The following is a 20581-nucleotide window of genomic DNA, read 5'->3' on the forward strand; positions in this document are numbered from 1 at the left end:
ATTCACACGCCCGCGCCCGCACGGCACCAGGCCGCGCGAGCGCCGCGATCACGCCCCGACGTACGCCGCGAGATGCTCACCGGTGAGGGTGGAGCGGGCCGCCACCAGGTCGGCGGGCGTGCCCTCGAAGACGATCCGGCCGCCGTCGTGACCGGCGCCCGGGCCCAGATCGATGATCCAGTCGGCGTGCGCCATGACCGCCTGATGATGCTCGATCACGATGACCGACTTGCCCGAGTCGACCAGCCGGTCCAGCAGGCCCAGCAGCTGCTCCACGTCCGCCAGGTGCAGGCCGGTCGTCGGCTCGTCCAGGACGTACACGCCGCCCTTGTCGGCCATCCGGGTAGCCAGCTTGAGCCGCTGCCGCTCGCCGCCCGACAGCGTGGTCAGCGGCTGGCCGAGGCTCAGATAGCCGAGCCCCACGTCGGCGAGCCGGCCGAGGATGGCGTGCGCGGCCGGCGTACGCGCCTCACCGGCGCCGAAGAACTCCTCGGCCTCGGCCACCGGCATCGCCAGCACCTCGCTGATGTCACGGCCGCCGAGACGGTGCTCCAGCACCGAGGCCTGGAACCGCTTGCCGTCACACTCCTCGCACACGGTGGAGACGCCCGCCATCATCGCCAGGTCGGTGAAGATGACGCCGGCGCCGTTGCAGGCAGGGCAGGCACCCTCGGAGTTGGCGCTGAACAGCGCCGGCTTCACGCCGTTGGCCTTCGCGAACGCCTTGCGGATCGGGTCGAGCAGGCCGGTGTAGGTCGCCGGGTTGCTCCGCCGCGAGCCGCGGATCGCGCCCTGGTCGATCGACACCACGCCCGCGCCCGCCGGGATCGACCCGTGTACCAGCGAGCTCTTGCCGGAGCCGGCGACACCGGTGACGACGACCAGCACGCCCAGCGGGATGTCGACGTCGACGTCACGCAGGTTGTTGGCGTTCGCGCCGCGGATCTCCAGCCTGCCGGTGGGCTTGCGCACGCTCTCCTTCAGGGCCGCCCGGTCGTCGAGATGACGGCCGGTGACGGTGCCGCTGGCCCGCAGCCCCTCGACCGTGCCCTCGAAACAGACCGTGCCGCCCGCCGTACCCGCGCCGGGACCCAGGTCCACGACATGGTCGGCGATCGCGATCGCCTCCGGCTTGTGCTCCACGACGAGCACCGTGTTGCCCTTGTCCCGCAGCCGGCGCAGCAGGTCGTTCATCCGCTGGATGTCGTGCGGGTGCAGGCCGATCGTGGGCTCGTCGAAGACGTAGGTGGTGTCGGTGAGCGAGGAGCCCAGGTGCCGGATCATCTTGACGCGCTGCGCCTCACCGCCCGACAGCGTGCCCGCAGGCCGCTCCAGCGACAGGTAGCCCAGCCCGATCTCCACGAACGACTCCAGCGTCCGCAGCAGCGTCGCCAGCAGCGGCGCCACCGACGGCTCGTCGAGGCCCCGAATCCACTCGGCCAGATCGCTGATCTGCATCGCGCACGCCTCGGCGATGTTGACGCCGTTGATCCGCGAGGAGCGGGCCGCCTCGCTGAGCCGGGTGCCGTCGCACTCCGGGCACGTGGTGAACGTGACCGCCCGGTCCACGAACTCCCGGATGTGCGGCTGCATCGCCTCCCGGTCCTTGGACAGGAACGACTTCTGGATCTTCGGGATCAGCCCCTCGAAGGTGAGGTTCACCCCCTCGACCTTCACCTTGGTCGGCTCCCGGTAGAGGAAGTCCTGCATCTCCTTCTCGGTGAAGTCACGGATCGGCTTGTCCGGGTCGAGCAGGCCCGACTCGGCGTAGACCCGCACGGTGAAGAAGCTGTCGGACTTCCAGCCGGGAATGGTGAACGCGCCCTCGGCCAGCGACTTGGAGTCGTCGTAGAGCTGGCTGAGATCGATGTCGGAGACCGCGCCCCGGCCCTCGCAGCGCGTGCACATGCCGCCGGTGCGGGTGTAGGTCTGCACCTCCGCCTTCTTGGCGCCACGCTCGACGGTGATCGCGCCGCTCGCCCGTACCGACGGGACGTTGAAGGAGAAGGCGTGCGGCGAACCGATGTGCGGCCGCCCGAGCCGGCTGAACAGGATGCGCAGCATCGCGTTGGCGTCGGTGGCGGTGCCGACCGTGGAGCGGGGGTCGGCGCCCATCCGCTGCTGGTCCACGATGATCGCGGTCGTCAGCCCCTCCAGCACGTCGACCTCGGGCCGCGCCAGCGTCGGCATGAAGCCCTGCACGAAGGTGCTGTACGTCTCGTTGATCATCCGCTGCGACTCCGCGGCGATCGTGTTGAACACCAGCGAGCTCTTGCCCGAGCCCGACACGCCCGTGAACACCGTCAGCCGGCGCTTGGGGATCTCGATGCTGACGTCCTTGAGGTTGTTCTCGCGCGCGCCGTGCACGCGGATCAGATCGTGGGTGTCGGCAACATGCGGCGCAGGCGACTGCGGGTCCGTCCTCATGGCCTTGCTCATCCTCTCTCCATCTGTCGGGCAGGACCGCCTGGCGTGATCCGACCAGTTTCGAGCATTATGTCGGGTTTTTGGGGTCAGTACGGTCGGCAAGGACCGCCGCTCACCGATCCTGAAGCAGCCCCAGGACATTGCCATCGGGGTCGGTCACGGTCGCCACCAGACGGCCACCACCGACGTCGCGCACGGGCTCCTTCACCACGGCGCCCGCAGCCGTCACCTCCGCCAGCTTCGCCTCGATGTCCGGCACGTGCCAGTAGGCCACCGGCGAGGACATCGCCTGCGGCCCACCGGCCGGCACCAGCCCGATGTGCTGACCCGCCGCCTCGAAACCGACGTAATAGGACCCGTCGACCACCGGCGCGACGCCCAGCAGCGCCGCGTACACCGCCTTGGCCTTCGCCAGGTCCGACACCGGATGCAGCACCGTCCTGATCCCCTGGGTGGAAGAGTCGCTCATGGTTCACTCCTGTTCGAAAAGATGAGGTCTGTGCCGGTCACGCTAGCCGCACCGCACCACACCGCGCTTCTCCATTCCTGACCGGTCGCATCCGGATGCTGTGAGAGACTGACCAGGTGAAACGGCAGGACCTCGACGATCTCGTACGGCTGCGGCGGGCCCGCGACCGGATGGACCGCGACTACGCCGAACCCCTCGACGTCCCCGCGCTGGCACGCGACGCCCTCATGTCCGCGGGCCACTTCTCCCGCAGCTTCCGCGCCGCCTTCGGCGAGACGCCCTACAGCTACCTGATGACCCGCCGCATCGAACGCGCCAAAGCCCTGCTGCGCCGCGGCGACCTGTCCGTCACCGAAGTCTGCTTCGCGGTCGGCTGTACCTCACTCGGCTCCTTCAGCACCCGCTTCACCCAACTGGTCGGCGAGAGCCCCAGCGCCTACCGGGCCCGCAACCACGACCACGCCGCCGACATTCCCGCCTGCATCGCCAAGATCTACACCCGACCGGTCAGGAACGGAGAAGCCAACCCCACCGCTCGCCCGTAGGGTGAAACGCATGGACATCAAGCTCTCCACCTGCTTCATCGCCGTCGACGACCACGACAAGGCACTCGCCTTCTACCGCGACGTCCTCGGTCTCGAGGTACGCAACGACGTCGGCTACGAGGGGATGCGCTGGGTGACCGTCGGGTCGCCCTCCCAGCCGGACGTGGACATCGTCCTCGAACCACCACTCGCCGACCCCAACGCCTCACCGGCCGACCGACAGGCCATGGCCGAACTGATGGCCAAGGGCCTGCTGCGCGGCATCATCTTCACCACGGACGACTGCGACGCCACCTTCGAGCGCATCAGCGCCGCGGGCGGCGAGGTGCTGCAGGAGCCGATGGACCAGTTCTACGGCGTGCGCGACTGCGCCTTCCGCGACCCCGCCGGCAACATGCTGCGCTTCAACCAGACCCTCAACAAGTAAGCTCCCTGGCCGTCGCTGTGGGGGGTTCTTGTGGATGCGGTTGGTTATCCCCAGCCGACGCCCTTTACAATGTAGATCACTAAGTTGGGGCGCATCATAGGCACATGACGAGCGACGACGCTGCCCTGGACGGAGCCGCCGCCTGGCGGGCCCTGACGCCGCTGATGGACCTGATGACCCCCATGGCGCTGCGGGTGGCCGTCACCCTGCGCCTGCCCGATCTGGTGGACGACGAGGCCGGCTCGGACCTCCACGACCTGGCCGCCCGCGCCGGCGCCGACCCCGACGCGCTCGGCCGGGTGCTGCGCCACCTCGTCGGCCGCGGCGTGTTCGCCGAGCCCCGGCCCGGCACGTTCACCACCAACGGGACGGCCGCCCTGCTGCGCCGCGACCACCCGTCCGGCGCCTGGCGATGGCTGGACCTGGACGGGTTCGGCGGCCGGATGGACCTGGCCTTCACCGGCCTGCAGGACACCGTGCGGACCGGCCGGCCCGCCTGGCCGGCGGTGTTCGGGGCGCCGTTCTGGGACCATCTCGACGCCGACCCCGAGCTGAGCGCGTCCTTCGACGCCACGATGGCGGCCAACGCCGCCGGCCGCGAGCTGGCGGAGGGCTACGACTGGCCCGCGCTGACCCGGGTGGCCGACGTCGGGGGCGGCACCGGCAAGCTGCTGGCCGAACTCCTGCTGCGCCACGACGGCCTGCGCGGCGTGCTGATCGACCTGCCGGACACCGTCTCACGCGCCCGCCACTACCTGGCCGAACACGGGCTCGCGGACCGGTGCGAGACGGTCGGGCGCAGCTTCTTCGACGAACTGCCCGCCGGCGCCGACGCGTACGTGCTCAACCGGGTGCTGCACGACTGGGCCGACACCGAGGCGACCGCCATCCTGCGCCGCTGCGCCGACGCGGCGGGCCGGCACGGCCGGGTGCTGATCCTGGAGTCCCCCAGCATGTCGGAGATCGATCCGGCCTCGTTCGCGGAGATGAACCTGCGGATGCTGGTCCTGACCGGCGGCCGCGAACGGACCCTCGACGACTACCGTACGCTGGCCACGGCCGCCGGACTGCGGCTCGCCGCCATCCACGACATCCCACCGTGGCACACCGTCATCGAATGCGTCCCCGCCACCTGACGGTCCTTCCACGCGGCGCGCATTGTCGGTGGCCTGTGCCAGGGGGCGGGCCGGAATGCGCCACAAACGGGCGGCGCATTCCGTGACCAGCCTTCTCACCTGCGCTAACGAGCCTGTTGGGCGGTAGCGGACCAGAGATGATTTCCGGGTCCACTGCTCGGCTACGTACCACCAGACCACGGCAACCGGGGCTTGCTGATGTCGCACAGTGGAGGAGATGGGCTTCGGCGGGGACGTCGGTCGATCGGACGGCTTATCCGCGGTTCTCGCGGGTAATGTCGGGCCGGGAGCTGGCTGAGACGTTCACGCCCACTGAGGATGAGGTGGCCTGGGGTCGGGGCCGTACCCAGGACGAGCAGCATCTGCTGGCGCTGCTGGTGTGGTAGAAGTCCTACCAGCGGCTGGGGCATTTCCCGAAGCTGGAGCGGGCGGCCAAGCGGCATCGGCAGTTCGTGCGCGAGCGGCTGGGGGTGGTCTACGAGCGGCTCAGGTACGGCAGATCGCCGAGGAGGCGATCCGGAAGGCGGCCCAGACCAAGGACAACCCGGCGGACCTGATCAACGTGGCGCTGGAGGAGCTGGTGCGGGCCCGGTGCGAGTTGCCGGGCCCGCACCACGCTCGACGCGATGACTGCGACGATCCGCACCCAGATCAACACCGGCATGTTCGCCATGGTCGCCGGGCGGGTGGACGCGGCGGCGCGGGCGCTGGCTGGCCCTGCTGCTGCTGGTGGATCCGGTCACCCGGCGCAGCGATTTCGACAAGCTGAAGGAGGTGGCCCAGGCCGCCTCGCTGACCAAGTTCAGGACCCGCCTGCAGTTCCTGCGCGAGCTGGACGCGCTGGGGCCGACCTGGGCAAGGTGCTGGCCGAGGACAAGCGGCTGACGCTGATCATCAGCCTGCTGCACCCCGTGAAGACCAGCACCCGCGATGAGGTGGTGACCATGTTCTGCAAGCCATGGCCGCCATCCACAAGAAGGGCCGCGACCACCTGGAGGCGCTGCGCGAGGCGCACCGGGCCGAGTCGGAGCGGCTGCTGGGCGTGTTCGGCGAGGTGCTCTCGGCGGTTGGCGAGGCCATCTCCCCGCCCACCGCCGAGCCGGGTGCGCACGCCGACGGGCATGACAAAGCGGCGACCGGCGACGTTCCTGGGGACGTCGCCGGCGATGTCGTTGGACAGGCCAGCGCGGACGGCCGACGGGCGCGGGCTGACGTTCGAGCAGGCGATCGAGGGGGTGACGGCCGCGCTGTACAACCAGGCGATGTGGCCTGCCGCGATCGCGGGCTTCACCGAGGTGAAGACCGGCAAGGGCGACACCCTGCTGAAGCATCACCCCAGGTTGACCGTGAGGTCGAACGTGCCTTGGTGAGGGATGCGGAGGGCGTGGAAGCGGCGGGCGCCGTCGCGGAAGTAGCGCACGCTGCCGGCCGCCAGGGTCGCCTGCAGGGGGGTGCTCCAGCGCAGGCGGATCGTGGTGCGGCCCCGGCGGAGGTCGAGGCCGTCGGCGGTGGCGGTGGTCGTGCCGCCGAACGCGGCCTGGGTGCCGTCGGTGAAGGTGAGGACGTCCGTGGGATGGAGGACGAAGGGGATCTGCTCGGTGGCGGCGGTGTTCGCCGTGACCGTGCGGCGGACCGTCCGGCGGGTGACCAGGACGTCCGTGGTGACGTTCGCGTTGCCGTAGCGGATGCCGAGGGCGGCGGGGGCCCGGCCGCCGGTCCACTCGCGGCCGCCGGGGGCGCCGTGGAAGTAGGTGGCGGGCAGGGAGCCGTTGGAGTCGGGCACCTGGCCGGGGAAGACGGTGGACCAGCAGGCGTAGTTGTTGTCGTTGAGCCCGCAGATGATCGTGCCGGCGTCGGGATGCCACAGGAAGGTCAGGCCGGTACGGCTGCGGGAGGCGCGCGTGCCGAAGTAGCCGCCCAGGTACAGGCCGGGCTTGCGGACGTACAGGAAGTCCTGGCCGCCGTCCCTGCGCAGCTCGGCGAAGTCGTTCGAGCGCAGGTAGGGCAGGTCCGCGATGGCCTCGGCCCGCTGCCGCCTGCTGGGGAACCGCTCGCCGTACAGGCCGTGGGTGAGGATGCGGGGCGAGGTGTCCTGCTTGGCGAGCGGCGTCACCGGCTCGGTGGACGCCGCCCAGGCCGCGCGGGCCTCGGCCAGGTCCTCGCGGGCGGTCATGAAGGCCGACAGCAGCGGCACCTGGCGGGTGAACGTCCAGTTGAGCGCGGTCCTGTCGGGGTCGGGCCTGACCTCGTCGTACCAGCGGGCGCTGGTACGGGTGGAGGGGGCGACGTTGACCAGGTATCCGGCGCCGTCGGGCTCGCGCAGCAGGTTGTAGGACAGGAAGCCGGTGAACGCGCGGGCCATGTCCACCAGGTGCGGGTCCCGGCTGTGGAGGTAGGCGTCGGCCAGCTCGGGGAGCATGACCTCGAAGTTGTAGTTCATGTCGTGGCCGCCCTCCTCGTAGAAGAAGCCGGCGGGGCTCTGGCCGGCCGCGGGAAGCCGGGCGAACGCCTCGGTCAGGCGGGTGGCGAGCGCGGGGTCGGGGTCGAGCTGGAGCGCGTGCGTGGCCCCTGCCAGGCCCGAGGTGGTCTGGTTCGCCCAAGTGAGGCGATCCTGCCAGACGACACGGTTGCCGGCGTCCAGGAACCACGTCATGGCCCTGCGCAACGCGGCGGTGAGTTGCGCCTGCCGGGCGGGCAGCGCCCCGGACGCGCGCAGGATGCGCAGGGTCTTGGCCAGGTACCCGATGCCGAACCCGGTGGGGGCCAGGCCGTGCTGGTCGCGGCTGTACTCGGGGAAGGAGCCGTCGGGGTGCTGGAGTGACAGGTAGTGGCCGAGCGCCGCGTCGAGTGCGGCCAGCAGGCCCGCGTTTCCGGCGTACGGGTTCCACGGGCGGGCGTTGGCGTGGAACCAGGCCAGCGTGAAGACGTGCTCCTGCACGCGGGCGTTGTACGGCGCCGCCGGCGTACGCCACCAGCCGCCGGCGAAGAACCCGCTGTCGTCCATGTCGTTGACCATGGGCCCGAGGGTGGCCAGGTACGGTGCGAAGCGCTGCTCGTGGGGGGCGAACGACGTGCGATCCAGAGCCGGCGGCAGGGAGGGGATGGCGGCGAAGGCGGTGCCGGGCGCGAGCACGGGGACGGCCGGGAGCAGGGCGGCGGCACGGAGCAGGGTGCGACGGGAGAGCATGGTCAGCCTTTCAGACCGGTGTGTGCGAGCCCCTCGATGAACTGCCGCTGGGCCAGCACGAAGACGACCAGGATGGGCAGGGCGGTCATCGTGGCGGCGGACAGCTGCACGTTCCACAGGGGCGAGCCGTAGGCGTCGACGAACTGGGTGAGCGCCTGCGGGAGGGTGAACTTCGACGGGGTCGACAGGAACACGATGGGTTCGAGATAGAGGTTCCACGAGTGCAGGAACGTGAAGATGGCGACGGCGCCGAGCGCCGGCCTGGCCAGCGGCAACACCACCCGGCAGAAGGTGCCGAAGCGGCCGAGCCCGTCGACCCTGGCGGCCTCCTCCAGCTCGTCCGGCAGCGTGATGAAGAACTGCCGCATGATGAACGTCGCCAGCACGCTGGGCGCGCCCAGGATCGGCACCAGGATCAGCGGCCAGTGCGTGTCGGTCATCCCCGCCTCGTGGAACATCTGGAACAGCGGGACGATCGTCACCTCGCTGGGGATCAGCAGGCCGACAAGCACGACCAGGAAGAGCACGTTCTGGCCGGGGAAGCGGATGCGGGCGAAGGCGTAGCCGGCCATCGCGGCCACCGCCATCGTGCCGGCGGTCACCACCGCGGCGATGTAGAGGCTGTTGAGGTACTGCTGCCCGAACGGCTGCAGCTCGAAGACCCGGCCGTAGGTGGAGAAGTCGAACCTGGAGGGCACCAGCGCGGGCGGGAAGGCGAAGATGTCGCTGATCGGCTTCACCGACGAGGTGACCATCCACCAGGTCGGGAAAACGAACGGCACGCACAACACGCACAGCAGCGCGTACAACGCGAGCTTGACCCTACGACTCATGGAAGACCCACTTCCGGCGCAGCCGCCACTGCAGCAGCGTCAGCGCCGCGACGATCAGGAACAGCAGGACGGACAGGGTGGCGCCGTAGCCGAGGTGCCGGAACTGGAAGGCCTGCTGGTACAGGTAGTAGACGAGGACGGTGGTGGACATGCCGGGCCCGCCCTGGGTGAGCACGGCGATCTGGGCGAACACCTGCAGCGACCCCACCACGGTGATGATCGAGGTGAGCAGGATGGTCGGGCTGATCAGGGGCACCGTGATGCGCAGGAACCGGGTCCAGGCGCCGGCGCCGTCGAGCTGCGCCGCCTCGTACAGCTGGCGCGGCACGCCCTGGAGCGCGGCCAGGAACAGGACCATGTTGAGCCCCACGTTCTTGACGACCTGGACGACGACGACCGACAGCAGGGCGGTGGTCTCGCCGCGGAGCCAGTTGGGGCCGTCCACGCCCGCCGCGCCGAGCAGGCCGTTGATGCCGCCGTCCTGCTGGAGGAGGAACTGCCAGACGATGGTCCAGGCGACCAGCGACACCAGCACCGGCGAGAAGAACAGCGTGCGGAAGAACGTGGTGCCGCGCAGCCGCTGGTCGAGCAGGACGGCCAGGGTGAGGGCGAGGGCGAGGTTGAGCACGACCAGGCCGACCGAGAAGAGCGCGGTGCTGGTCAGCACCTGCCCCATGTTCGGGTCGGCCAGCAGCTTGGCGTAGTTCTCGCCGCCGACGAACTCGAACGTGCCCGCCAGCACGTTCCACTCCTGGAGGCTGTAGTAGACGACCAGGCCGAGCGGCAGCAGGACGAACAGCGCGCTTCCGGCGAGCTGCGGCGAGATCAGCAGGTAGCCGACGAGGGCGTCGCGCCGGGGGATGGTCCAGAAGTGGCGGGGCCGGGTGGCGGCGCGCGCGGCCACCCGGTCGCCGAGATCCGTCACCGCCACGTCATCCGCCCAGCAGCGGCTGGATCTTCGCGCACACGCCGTCCAGCACCGCCTTGACGTCGGCGTCCGGCTTCCACAGCGGGTCGAGTGCGGCCCTGGCGGTCTGAGCGAGCTCGGCCTGCCCCTTGTGGTTGGGCTTGACCACGCCCTTCTGGATGCCGTCGATCACCACTTCCTGGAGCTGGTCGCCGTTCAGCATGGGGCTGGTCTTGACCATGGTGTCGGCTGTCAGCAGAGAGCCACGCGCGGGCGGGAAGTACGCGGCGAGCTTGGCCGAGTTGGCCACGTTGGTGAAGTAGGCGAGGAAGTCCGTGGCCTGCTCGGCCCTCGGCGACTTCTTCAGCACGCCGATCCCGGCCTGGCCGATGACCGCGTACTCGCCCTTCGGCCCAGTCGGCAGCGGCACCAGGTCCCACTTGAACGTCGCGTCCTTCAGCATCGCGGCGCGGGAGATCTGGGCGACCGCCATCGCGGTGTCGCCGGAGAAGAAGTCGACGGCGGTGCCCGGCCCCGGCATGGACTTGTCGGTGAAGATCGCCTTGTGCACGAACGTCATGGCTTCGACCATCTCCGGCGCGTTGAACTGGCACGTGCCGCCGTCGTCGCTCCACGCCTTGGCGCCCCAGCCCTGCCAGACGGTGGCGAGGTTGTCCCAGGCCTTGTAGTCGAAGTTGAGGATGGTCAGGCCGTTCTTGCCCTTCGCCGCCACGGCCTTGTTGATCTCGTTGGCGTGCTCCCAGTCCCACTGGCCGGCCTTGATCAGCTCGCGCGGCGTCTTCTGGCCCGCGGCCTTGACCAGGTCGGTGTTGACGAAGACGCCGAAGGGCGAGGTGGAGAACGGGTAGGCGTACAGCTCGCCGTCGCGCTCCCACAGCCGGGTGGCGGCGGGGACCAGCTCGCCCGCGTTCTCGACCTTGCTCTTGAGCGGGACGAGGGCGCCGGAGCCGACGAAGTCGGGGGCGGAGTTCTCGAGGATCCAGGCCAGGTCGGGGGCGTTGCCACCGGCGATCTGCGTGGTCAGCGTGGTGGTGTAGTTCTCGAACGGGATCGGGTCGAAGGTGATCTCGCCGACCTGCGGGTGGGACTTGCGGTATTCGGCGGCGATCTCCTTGAACAGCTTCAGGTGGGCCTCGTTGGAGGTCCAGATCGACATGCGCAGCGGCTGCGGGCCCTTCGCGGCCGGCGCCTCACCGCCGCCACACGCGGTGACCGTAAGGAGGGCGGCCAGCGCAAGGGCTGCCAGGGGTGCTTTCATGGGGGTACTCCTTCTGGCGTCAGTAGCCGGTGACGTCGGGCCAGCGCAGCTCCACGCCGTCGCGGACGAGCCGGTGCTGGTAGTCGGCCAGGAGCCGGCCGTCCGCGCGCACGGCGTGCGGCGTGGTGGCGTGGTCCAGGCAGAAGGCGGCGAGCGCGCCGGCCGCCTCGCCGACGTTCCACTCCACCGGGTGCAGGCGGTAGGCGCCGTTGGTGATGTGGGTGGTGCCGATGTTCTTGCAGGCGGGCAGCAGGTTGCTCATCCGCTGCGGGATCAGCGCCCCGAGAGGGATCTCGAACGGGGAGCAGGCGACGTCGATGTAGTTGTCGCCGCCGGTCGACGGGTGCAGGTCGATGCGGTACATGCCCACGCCCACGGAGTCGTGATAGGAGACGGCGCCCTTGTCGCCGCGTACCGCCACGGACAGGTCCTGTTCGGTGACGGTGGTCAGGGCCCGGACGCGCCGGGACTCGCGGATGTAGGGGGCCTGGGCGAGCCCGTCGGCGCCGCCGGTGACGTCGCCGCGCAGCCGCAGGCCCGGGTAGCCGGTGCCGCCGTCGTGGCGAGGGGCCTCGGTCTGCAGCCAGTACAGCACCGACATCGACAGCTCGCGGGCCGCCGCCAGGTGCCGGTCGGCGTCGGGCACGTCGATGACCGGCCCCTCCAGGTAGTCGATCATCGGCCAGTTGACCAGCGCGATGTCGCTGTCGTACGCACCGGGCAGGAAGTTGTCACGGGCGGCGATCCTGCGGAACGTCCACAGGTTGCCGTCGCCCGGGTTGACCCGCTGATCAGCCTGCACCAGGCGGGGGTCGTCGCCCGGGTTCGGGGTGAAGGAACGCTCCACGATCTCCAGCGTCCGCGGGCTCGGGCAGCGCCACGACAGCAGCCGGTCGCCCCAGAAGGGCGGTTGGTAGGCGCGCCAGAAGTCGTAGGTGGCGGGCCTGTCGACGGTGTGGTCGCCGTCCACGTGGTCGATCGCGAAGCACACGGACACGGCCTGCATGTTCATCGGCTGCGCCGTCGCGGGGGCGCTCGGCTCGCCGGTGTCGGCCTGCGACTCGAACCCGGTCACGTACTCGGTGCCGGTCAGCGGCAGCAGCTCGCCGGTCTCGGTGGCGTCCAGCACGTACGGCGCCACCGCGGTGATCTCGTCGCCCCCGTCGCGGTGCGCGAGCCGCACGGCCGTGACGCGATCGCCGTCCACCTCGGCCCCGACCGGCCGGTACGGCTGGAGCACGCGCAGCCTGCCCGACCCCCGGTACGGGGCCAGCATGGCCTCGATGACCGCGACCGCGACCCTGGGCTCGTGGCACAGCTTGCTGACGTGCCCGGCGCCCGGGTTCAGTTCCGGCCACGCCCGCGCCCGCTCGGTCAGCGGGTAATGGTCGCGGTAGTAACGGCGGATGCCGTCGCGCAGCGCGCGGTAGCTCGCCGTGACGCCGAACCGCTCCACCCAGGTGTGCTCGTCCGGCGGCACCGCCTGGCTGGTGAGCTGGCCGCCCAGCCAGTCGTACTCCTCGGTGAGCACCACCGATCGCCCGGCCCGCAGCAGGGCCAGCGCGGCGGCCACGCCGCCCAGCCCGCCTCCGACGACGAGCGCGTCTGCCGATATCTCAACCACGTAGGGGTTACCTCTCCTCATGTACGGGTGCCAGCGTCGATCCCTCGACCAGCTCGCACGCCAGCAGTTCCTGCGGGACGCCGCCGCGTTCCAGCACCTGGGTGAGCAGTTCGACGGCCCTGCGGCCCATCTCCCGCCGGGGGATGCGGAACCCGGCGAAGTCGATGTCGGTCGACACCGGCCTGGTGGGCGCGCCCAGCTCGACGATGGACAGCTCGCGCGGCACATCCAGGCCGCGGGCCCTGGCGGCCTCGGCGATGGCGACGCCGTCGGCGAGCTTCTCGGCGAACACCACGGTCGCGCCGCAGTCGAACAGCCCGTCCGCGGTGGCCAGGCGCAGCCCTTCGACACCGGTCACGGCCACACCCTCGGTGAAACCGCGCAGCCGGTCGGCGTAGGACTCCGCGCCCTCCCCCGCTCCGACATAGGCCATCCGCCGGTGCCCGAGCGCCACCGCCCGCTCGACCAGCGCGCGCACCGCCGGCGGGTAGTCCGCCCCGACGTACGGCACCGGCCCGCCCGCGTCGTCGCGGCGGCCGACCGAGACGAACGGAATGCCCTCGGACAGCAGCCTGGACAGATCCTCCCGGTCGATCGTGCGGCCGAGCAGGACGCATCCGTCGGCCAGCCGGATCCGGCTCTCCGCGCTGAAGATCCGCCGCCGCTCCCCCTGCACCTTGGCACTGGTGAACAGCAGAAGGTCGCAGCCCGCCTCCTCGACGCACTCCTCGATCCCGACCAGGAACGGGTAATAGAAGTCGGCGCTCTCCGCGGGGAAGACGGCCTCGTAGGTGAACACGCCGTAGATGCGGTTGCGCCGTTCGACGAGCCGGCGCGCCGCCGGGTCGGCTACGTACCCGGTCTCCCGGATCGCCTGGAGCACCCGATCGCGGGTTTCGGGCGAGATCCGCACCTCGCCCTCGGCCCTTCCGTTGAGCACCAGGGACACCGTCGTCTGGCTCACTCCAGCCATGCGTGCGATGTCCTGTTGCGTCAGCCGCCGCCCTGAAACCGTCACAGTGCGTATCACCCATCGTCGCGCTAATGCGTATTAGTTCGGTTATTGTGAGACCGCACGAAACAGCACGTCAAGTGATAATCGTGAAGTAATTCGTATTAGCAGTGGTTCAGCCCGCTCCGGACATGACAACATACGGTGACGCCGAGGGGCGCCGGCGAGCCGAGGCACTGCCGTCCGCACGGCGCCCATCGCCTGCCACGACCAGGATCGGAGGGCATGTTGACCATCCATCAATCAGGCCGGGACTCGAGTCCGCTCACCCGGCGCGGCGTGTTACGCGGCGCCGGCACTCTGGGGGCCGCGACCACCGCCGGTCTCGTCGCCCGGCCCGCCACCGCCGGGGCCACCACCGCCGGGGCCACCGCCCGGCCCGCGGGCCTGCCGGTGTTCCGATACGTGCGGGACGCCCTGGCCCTCCCCCTGCACTACAACCGCACCGGGGAGTTCATCTTCCCCTGCATCAGAGGGGTGTACGACAAGCTCGGCAACCCGCGCTCGCGCTACTACCTCTACTACGCCCCTCATGAGAACCCCGGCGGCATCTGCGTGGCCTTCAGCGACACCTTGGAGGGCCCGTTCCACGACTACAGCGGCAACCCGATCATCGACAGGCAGCTGCCCACCACCACGGTCAGCCACGTGTCCTCGCCGCACGTCACCTGGGACGCCTCCACGCGGCAGTTCTTCTGCTACTTCCACGGCGAGAACTTCACCACCCGCGTGGCCCGCTCCACCGACGGCATCACCTTCACCGACGAGACTCCCATCCTGAGCACCCGCCTGGTGTCCGGCACCTCCGAGACCTCCTACGCCCGGGTCTTCGAGCATTCCCTTCCGGGCCGCGGCAACAAGTACGTCATGGTCTTCATGGGCGTGAAGAACGGCCGGCGCCTCTTCCACGGCTGGTCCCCCAACGGCTGGGACGGCTGGCAGTTCAGCCAGGAACCGCTGGTCAACCCCGAACCCGACGGCGTGACCGACATCTCCGGCCCGACGCTGGTCAAGCGCAACGGCACCACGTACGTCGCGTACCACGGCAACGACGGCAACATGCGCGTCACCGAGGTCGGCAACGCCTTCGACAAGGAGGTCCACCTCGGGGTCTTCCACTCCCCGATCGCCTCGGACAACGGCCGCGTGGCCGCGCCCTCGTTCGGCACCCAGGACGGGGTCGAGTACATGTTCTACGAGGCCGGCCCCCGGTTGCAGGCTCGCATCTGCATCGCCCGCGCCGTTCCGGCCTGACTGCCCGCGCGTCCGGAGGTCACTGATCGACCCAGCCGAGCGTGTCGGCGGTTCGCCCGCCCGGAACGTACTCGCAGCCGATCGGGCCCGCGTAACCGTGGCCGATCAGGATGTCCACCGCCTCAGCGATGGGGAGCGCGCCGGTGCCGGGCGCGTCGGCGAGCTGGACGTGGCCCACCATGCCGGACGAGGGCTCGGCGGCGGCGACGACGTCCACGCCGTTCGCGCCGAGGTGGTAGACGTCGAACAGCAGCGCGACGTTCTCCTCGCCGACACGCTTCCGGCCATCGCACGCGCCACCGCGGCGACGTCGAAGCCGCCCTGTCCGGAGACGGCCGGGTACAGTTGCACGCCGAGGACGGCCACCAGTTCGTGCTGGCACGACTGGCGGACGGCACCCGCTACGACGTCATCGTGGTCGATCTGCCGGACGAGGCACCCGACAGCGACGCTCAGCACAACCGCCTCTACACCGGGCGTTCTGTGCTTCAGCAGCTGGGAGCACGAGTTCACTCGCCGCTCGCGGCCGGGGTCATCGACATGGCCGTCAGGACCGGCACGGAGCCGGCCGCCGAGATGTGAGGCGGGTTCAGCCGCTTTCAGGTTCGCTTCAGCATGCACTCGTGACAGTCATGCCCCATGACCAACTCCCGAGTGCCGCTCGCGATCGCCACAGCCGTCCTGGCGACCCTCACGGGCTGCGCCTCGACCGGCGGGACCGAGACGGCCGCGACACCCTCCGCGGATCCCGCCAACCAGCAGCGCCAGACGCAGACCCAGCTCGCCGCCTGCATGAAGGGCAGGGGGTTCACCTACCACCCGATGGTGTCCATGCCGGAGCTGCCGGACGCCGTCAAGCAGGAGATATCCGGCGACTACTCCGCGATGAAGAAATATCGCAGTAAGTACGGTTTCGGGTTCGCCGCCTCCATCATCTACCCCAACGACGGCGTCGGCCGGATGGCCCGCCAGGTAGGTGAGGGCGACAGCGCGAAGGACCCCAACGGCAAGGTCGTCGCCGGGCTGTCCAAGCCGCAGCAGGAGGCGTACTTCCAGGCGATGGAGGCCTGCAACCTGGAGCTGATCAACAAGGCGACCGGCAAGAAGCACAAGTCCATGCAGGAGGCGGCCAAGGCCCAGAGCGAGATGATGAAGCAGATCATCAGCCGCGAGATCGACGGCGATCCCAAGCTGACGGAGCTGGCGAGGGCGTTCGCCGACTGTCTCAAGGGCAAGGGCTATCAGGTCACCTCGCAGCGCCCCTCCGACATCGCGCGCAGCACCGAGAGCTCGTTCCTGACGGAGTTCGGCAAGCTGGGCGGCAAGCGGCAGCCGACGGCGGACGAGGCGCGTCCCCTGTTGCAGCGCGAGATCAAGGCGGCCCTGGACGACCTGGAGTGCGGCAAGGACTTCTACGCCGCCTACCGCCCCAAGGCGAACGAGGTCTACAAGCGCGCCGAGCTGCTGCCCGGCCTGGGCATGACCGTCGCGGTCAAGGGGTGACGTGGGCCGCTCAAGAGTGCTCGCCCTCGTCATGGCGGGAGTGCTGGTGATCGCCGGAGTGGGGTGGGTGGTCGGCTCGCGGCTGCGTTCGCCGGCCGACGAGGCGGCCGGGCGCCGCCCGCCCAAGCCGTCCCTGGTCACGGCCGCGGCCGAGCGGCGCAAGCTCACCAGCACCGTCACGGTCAGCGGCACGCTCACGTACGGCTCGCCGCTGCCCGTCACGCTCGCCGGCACGGTCGGCGGATCCGGCCTCACCGGCGGCGCGGGCGGCGTGGGGGGCGCGGGCGGCACGCCGCAGCGCGTCACCACGGCGCCCAGACCCGGCCCGATCCGCGCGGGCCAGGTGCTGATGCAGGTCAACGGGCGGCCGGTGTTCGTCATGAAGGGCAGGAAGCCGATGTACCGGCCGCTGGTGCCGGGCACCGAGGGCGACGACGTCAAGCAGCTCCAGCGCGCCTTGCGGGTGAAGGTGAGCGGCGTCTTCGACGCGACCACGGCGGCGGCGGTCAAACGCTGGTACGCCAGGCGCGGCTACAAGGCCCAGGAACCCGACCTGGAGTCGCGCAAGATGCTGCAGCAGTTGCGCGAGGCCGTGCGGACGGCCGAGGAGACCCTGGCCGCCGACCGCAAGGCCCTGGACGAGGGGCTGGACGTGCGCCCGCTGCGACTGCGCCACGACAACGCCCTGCGCGACCTGCGCTCCGCCAAGAGGGCGCTGGAAGAGGCGCCGGAGATCACGCCGGAGCAGGACACCCAGCTCGTCGCGTTGCGGCGGGCCGTGCGAACCGCCGAGGAGCAGTCCCTGGCGGCCGAGCAGGCGCTGGCCGAGGCCAGGAAACCGGCCCCCACCCCGACCACGACCACGACACCCGCGCCCACCTCCAGCCCGGTGGACACGAGCCTGCTGGAGATGAAGGCCGCCAACGCCCAGCAGGACCTCGACGAGGCCCGGCAGGCGGTCGCCGCCTACGAGGAGCAGATCCGCACAGACCACGACAAACGGCTGGAGGAGCTGCGCAAGGCGGTCCGCACCGCGAAGGAGGCCGAAGTTACCGCGGCCCAGGCGCTCAGCCGGGCCAGGAAGGTCTCGCCGCTGCGAATGAAGGTCGCCCACAGCAGGGCCGCCCTGGCCGAGGCCACCAGTGTGCTGGCCGAGTACCGCGGGACGTACGGCGTGAGCGTGCCGGCCGGGGAGATCGTGTTCCTGCCGAAGCTGCCCGCCCGCATCGACAAGGCGGAGGTCAAGCCGGGCGACACCATCGAGGGCAAGGTCGCCACCGTGACCAGCTCCGCCTTCGCGGTCACCGGGTCGGTCGACGCCAAGGAGGCCAAGCTGCTGCGCCCGGGCCAGGAGGCCGACATGGAGACCATGGACGGCACCCGGCTGCCCGCCACGCTCACCGCGACCGGCGTGCAGGCCCGCCTGACCCCGGCGCAGGGCGAGAACGACAAGGATGAGGACGAACCGGACGCCGGCTCGGTGCCCGTCCTGCTGACGCCCGGCTCGGCCAAGGGCCTCAAGCCGCTGGTCGGCTCGGCGATGACGGTGCGGATCTCGGTCGGCTCGACCGAGGGCGAGGTGCTGGCCGTGCCGGTGTCGGCCGTGGTCACCTCCGCCGACGGCCGGCCGCGGGTCCGGGTGGCGCTGGACGCCGACCGCAGCCGCGAGGTCGAGGTCCGTACCGGGCTGACCGCCGACGGGATCGTGGAGGTCACCCCGGTGCGCGCGGGCGAGCTCAAGGAGGGCGACCGGGTCGTGGTGAGCGATGCCTGAGCCCGTCATCGAGCTGGCCGGCGTCTCCCGCGAATTCGTCGCGGACCCGCCGGTGCGCGCGCTGAGCGAGGTGCACCTGCGCGTCGAGCCCGGCGACTACGTGGCCATCATCGGGCCGTCCGGCTCCGGCAAGTCCACGCTCCTGAACATCCTCGGGCTGCTGGACCGGCCGACGTCCGGGTCGTACCGGCTGGACGGCGTCGAGACCACGACGTTGCGCGACGGCGCGCGGACGCGGCTGCGCGGCACCCGCATCGGCTTCGTCTTCCAGTCCTTCCACCTGCTGTCCCACCGTACGGTCGTGGAGAACGTGATGCTCGCCGAGGTGTACGGCAGGCGTCCGCGCACCGGCCGGCGGGCACGGGCCGAGCGGGCACTGGAACAGGTGGGCATGAGCCAACGAGCCGCCTTCGTCCCCGACCGGCTGTCGGGTGGCGAGCGCCAGCGCGTGGCCATCGCCCGCGCGCTGATGGCCAGGCCCGCGCTGCTGCTGTGCGACGAGCCGACCGGCAACCTCGACAGCCGCAACACCGGGGCGATCCTCGACCTGTTCGACGGCCTGCGCGCCGGTGGGCTCACCGTCCTGGTGATCACGCACGAGGCGGAGGTGAGCGCCAGGGCCGAACGCCGGGTGCGCATCGGCGACGGCGTCCTCACCGAGGAGGGGTGAGCGTGGACCTTCGCGACCTGTGGGCAGAGTCCCTGGCCGGGATGCTGGCCCGCCCGATGCGCTCCGCCCTGACCACCCTCGGCACTGTTCTGGGCATCACCACGCTGGTGGTCACCCTGGGCATCGCGGCGACCGCGGGCAACCAGATCGTCGGCCGCTTCGACGAACTGCTGGCCACCAGCATCACCGTCGAAGTGCCGCGTGGCGGCCACGACCCGCTGGTCACCTGGGAGGCGGCCAAGGAGCTGCGGCGGCTGCACGGCGTGACGTCGGCGACGGCCCTGGCGCAGAGCGACGCCAGTTCCAACCTCGTCGTGACCGCCAACAACCTGCTCGACCCGACCCGGGTGAGCGGGCAGACCCTCGCGGTCATCGCGGCCACCCCCGACCTGCCGGAGACCACCCGCGGCCGGATGCTGGCCGGGCGCTTCTACGACGCCGGCCACGTGGCCCGCCACGACCCGGTGGTCGTGCTGGGCGAGCAGGCCGCCAAGATGCTCGGGATCACCGGCCTGGAAAACTCCCCGGCGGTGTTCGTCAAGGACCGGCCCTACACGGTCATCGGCATCATCGGCGGCCTGCGGCGCGAGCAGATCCTGGCCGGCGCGGTGCTCGTCCCGCCCGCCCTGGGGCCCGACTTCGGCCTGAAGGACGTCACCCGCGTCCTGGTCGGCACCCAGGTGGGCGCCGCCGAGCTGATCGCCCGCCAGGCGCCGCTCGCGCTCAGCCCCGGCCACAGCGGGGAGCTGCAGGTGATCGCTCCGCCCAGCGCCAAGCGGGTACGGGACGGCGCCCAGGACGACGTCAACGGCCTGTTCGTCGTCCTCGGCCTGGTCTCCCTGGTCGTCGGGGCGGTGGGCATCGCGAACGTCACCCTGGTCACGGTCATGGAGCGGGTCGCCGAGATCGGGCTGCGCCGTGCCCTGGGGGCGGCCCGCCGGCACATCGCCGCCCAGTTCCTGCTGGAGTCCAGCCTGATCGGGCTGACCGGCGGGGTGATCGGGGCCAGCCTGGGGATGGTCGCCGTGGTCGCCGTGGCGGCCGTACGCCAGTGGACCCCGGTGCTCGACGTGCGGCTGGTGCTGGCCGCGCCGGTGGCGGGCGCGCTGGTGGGACTGCTGGCGGGCCTGTACCCGGCGCTGCGCGCGGCCCGCATGGAGCCGGTGGACGCGCTGCGCTGACCGTTGCCCGGCTTGGGACCAAAGTTGATGCGGGCCGGAAGGGAAGGCGATGAGATGGACCTGTCGCTGATCTCACGGATGCTGTGGCAACGGCGCGCCCTGCGACGCCGCGAGCACTGGAGCGACGAGCGGTTGCTCCGGGCGCAAGGGCGTCATCGCCAGTGACGCCCGCGAGTGCCCACCTCCGCCAGATCGTCTTGACCGCCTCCGAGCGGCGACGGCTCAAGAAGCTGGCCCGTTCTCACACCGCCCCTCCTCCCAGCAAGTCATCCGTGTCCGGATCGTGCTGGACGCCGCGCATGGCTACTCCAACGCCCGTATCGCCCGAGGCGGTTCCTGGGCGATGTCCTCGT

21 protein-coding genes are annotated in these 20581 nt (G+C 70.7%); 11 read left to right on the forward strand and 10 right to left on the reverse strand.

The annotated features are described in order from the left end of the window. Positions 1–48 precede the first annotated feature (48 nt). Both HD596_RS44695 and HD596_RS44700 read right to left on the reverse strand, forming a co-directional pair. The gene (locus HD596_RS44695; protein WP_185075424.1) at positions 49–2439 is read right to left on the reverse strand and encodes an ATP-binding cassette domain-containing protein; all 2391 of its coding nucleotides are present in this window, start codon (positions 2437–2439) and stop codon (positions 49–51) included. A 100-nt stretch (positions 2440–2539) separates the two neighbouring features. Next, complete coding sequence (locus HD596_RS44700) at positions 2540–2896, reverse strand: VOC family protein (protein WP_185075425.1); 357 nt, start codon at positions 2894–2896, stop codon at positions 2540–2542. Between the two features lie 170 nt (positions 2897–3066). Between HD596_RS44700 and HD596_RS44705 the strand changes: the two genes are divergently transcribed. The 3 genes from HD596_RS44705 (at position 3067) to HD596_RS44715 (ending at position 5004) form a co-directional block, all read left to right on the forward strand. Beyond that, entirely contained in the window at positions 3067–3441 is a 375-nt protein-coding gene (locus HD596_RS44705) for a helix-turn-helix transcriptional regulator (protein WP_185079089.1), read from the forward strand. Positions 3442–3451: 10 nt separating this feature from the next. Beyond that, complete coding sequence (locus HD596_RS44710) at positions 3452–3868, forward strand: VOC family protein (protein ID WP_185075426.1); 417 nt, start codon at positions 3452–3454, stop codon at positions 3866–3868. A 104-nt stretch (positions 3869–3972) separates the two neighbouring features. Then, entirely contained in the window at positions 3973–5004 is a 1032-nt protein-coding gene (locus HD596_RS44715; protein WP_185075427.1) for a methyltransferase, read from the forward strand. 475 nt (positions 5005–5479) lie between these two features. Here the strand turns inward: HD596_RS44715 and HD596_RS44720 are convergent, their stop codons facing one another. Continuing rightward, positions 5480–5668: a hypothetical protein gene (locus HD596_RS44720; protein WP_185075428.1), complete on the reverse strand. Its 189-nt coding sequence runs from the start codon at positions 5666–5668 to the stop codon at positions 5480–5482. Positions 5669–5733: 65 nt separating this feature from the next. Here HD596_RS44720 and HD596_RS44725 point away from each other — a divergent pair, with 65 nt between their 5' ends. Together HD596_RS44725 and HD596_RS44730 are read left to right on the forward strand one after the other, a co-directional pair. Next, the gene (locus HD596_RS44725; protein WP_185075429.1) at positions 5734–5889 is read left to right on the forward strand and encodes a hypothetical protein; all 156 of its coding nucleotides are present in this window, start codon (positions 5734–5736) and stop codon (positions 5887–5889) included. Positions 5890–6107: 218 nt separating this feature from the next. Continuing rightward, the gene (locus HD596_RS44730) at positions 6108–6374 is read left to right on the forward strand and encodes a hypothetical protein (protein WP_185075430.1); all 267 of its coding nucleotides are present in this window, start codon (positions 6108–6110) and stop codon (positions 6372–6374) included. On the opposite strand, the gene HD596_RS44735 is transcribed toward HD596_RS44730, so the two are convergent. From HD596_RS44735 to HD596_RS44760, 6 genes are read right to left on the reverse strand one after another with little or no spacing between them, the layout of a single operon-like run. Next, positions 6335–8191 carry a hypothetical protein gene (locus HD596_RS44735; RefSeq protein ID WP_185075431.1) on the reverse strand — a complete coding sequence of 619 codons (1857 nt, stop codon included), beginning with the start codon at positions 8189–8191 and terminating at the stop codon, positions 6335–6337. The two genes, HD596_RS44730 and HD596_RS44735, sit on opposite strands and share 40 nt — an antisense overlap. A 2-nt stretch (positions 8192–8193) precedes the next feature. Next, positions 8194–9024: a carbohydrate ABC transporter permease gene (locus HD596_RS44740; RefSeq protein WP_185075432.1), complete on the reverse strand. Its 831-nt coding sequence runs from the start codon at positions 9022–9024 to the stop codon at positions 8194–8196. Continuing rightward, entirely contained in the window at positions 9014–9955 is a 942-nt protein-coding gene (locus HD596_RS44745; protein ID WP_185075433.1) for a carbohydrate ABC transporter permease, read from the reverse strand. Before HD596_RS44745 ends, HD596_RS44740 begins: the two co-directional genes overlap by 11 nt. Before the next feature lies 1 nt (position 9956). Next, positions 9957–11210 (reverse strand): ABC transporter substrate-binding protein, encoded by a 1254-nt coding sequence (locus tag HD596_RS44750; protein WP_185075434.1) that lies wholly within the window; start codon positions 11208–11210, stop codon positions 9957–9959. 19 nt (positions 11211–11229) lie between these two features. After that, on the reverse strand, positions 11230–12834 hold the full coding sequence (locus HD596_RS44755; protein ID WP_313046338.1) for an FAD-dependent oxidoreductase: 1605 nt from the start codon (positions 12832–12834) through the stop codon (positions 11230–11232). 7 nt (positions 12835–12841) lie between these two features. Beyond that, positions 12842–13864 carry a LacI family DNA-binding transcriptional regulator gene (locus tag HD596_RS44760; protein ID WP_313046339.1) on the reverse strand — a complete coding sequence of 341 codons (1023 nt, stop codon included), beginning with the start codon at positions 13862–13864 and terminating at the stop codon, positions 12842–12844. Positions 13865–14071: 207 nt separating this feature from the next. Here HD596_RS44760 and HD596_RS62820 point away from each other — a divergent pair, with 207 nt between their 5' ends. After that, positions 14072–15100, forward strand: coding sequence for a glycoside hydrolase family protein (locus HD596_RS62820; protein WP_185075436.1), 1029 nt, complete (start codon positions 14072–14074; stop codon positions 15098–15100). 19 nt (positions 15101–15119) lie between these two features. Here HD596_RS62820 and HD596_RS65940 read toward each other — a convergent pair whose 3' ends face one another. After that, entirely contained in the window at positions 15120–15482 is a 363-nt protein-coding gene (locus HD596_RS65940; RefSeq protein ID WP_376776046.1) for a TIM barrel protein, read from the reverse strand. On the opposite strand from HD596_RS65940, the gene HD596_RS44775 reads away from it, so the two are divergent. Genes HD596_RS44775 through HD596_RS44795 form a run of 5 tightly spaced genes read left to right on the forward strand, consistent with a single transcriptional unit; the run spans position 15446 to position 20228 of the window. Next, positions 15446–15682 carry a hypothetical protein gene (locus HD596_RS44775; RefSeq protein ID WP_185075438.1) on the forward strand — a complete coding sequence of 79 codons (237 nt, stop codon included), beginning with the start codon at positions 15446–15448 and terminating at the stop codon, positions 15680–15682. The two genes, HD596_RS65940 and HD596_RS44775, sit on opposite strands and share 37 nt — an antisense overlap. A gap of 57 nt (positions 15683–15739) precedes the next feature. Next, positions 15740–16603: a hypothetical protein gene (locus HD596_RS44780; RefSeq protein WP_185075439.1), complete on the forward strand. Its 864-nt coding sequence runs from the start codon at positions 15740–15742 to the stop codon at positions 16601–16603. A gap of 1 nt (position 16604) precedes the next feature. Beyond that, positions 16605–18377 (forward strand): peptidoglycan-binding protein, encoded by a 1773-nt coding sequence (locus HD596_RS44785; RefSeq protein WP_185075440.1) that lies wholly within the window; start codon positions 16605–16607, stop codon positions 18375–18377. Next, on the forward strand, positions 18370–19047 hold the full coding sequence (locus tag HD596_RS44790; RefSeq protein WP_185075441.1) for an ABC transporter ATP-binding protein: 678 nt from the start codon (positions 18370–18372) through the stop codon (positions 19045–19047). Before HD596_RS44785 ends, HD596_RS44790 begins: the two co-directional genes overlap by 8 nt. Positions 19048–19049: 2 nt before the next feature. Then, positions 19050–20228, forward strand: coding sequence for an ABC transporter permease (locus HD596_RS44795; protein ID WP_185075442.1), 1179 nt, complete (start codon positions 19050–19052; stop codon positions 20226–20228). Positions 20229–20581 lie beyond the last annotated feature (353 nt).

This window comes from Nonomuraea jabiensis, from assembly GCF_014204795.1.
In the GTDB taxonomy this organism is placed as follows: domain Bacteria; phylum Actinomycetota; class Actinomycetes; order Streptosporangiales; family Streptosporangiaceae; genus Nonomuraea; species Nonomuraea jabiensis.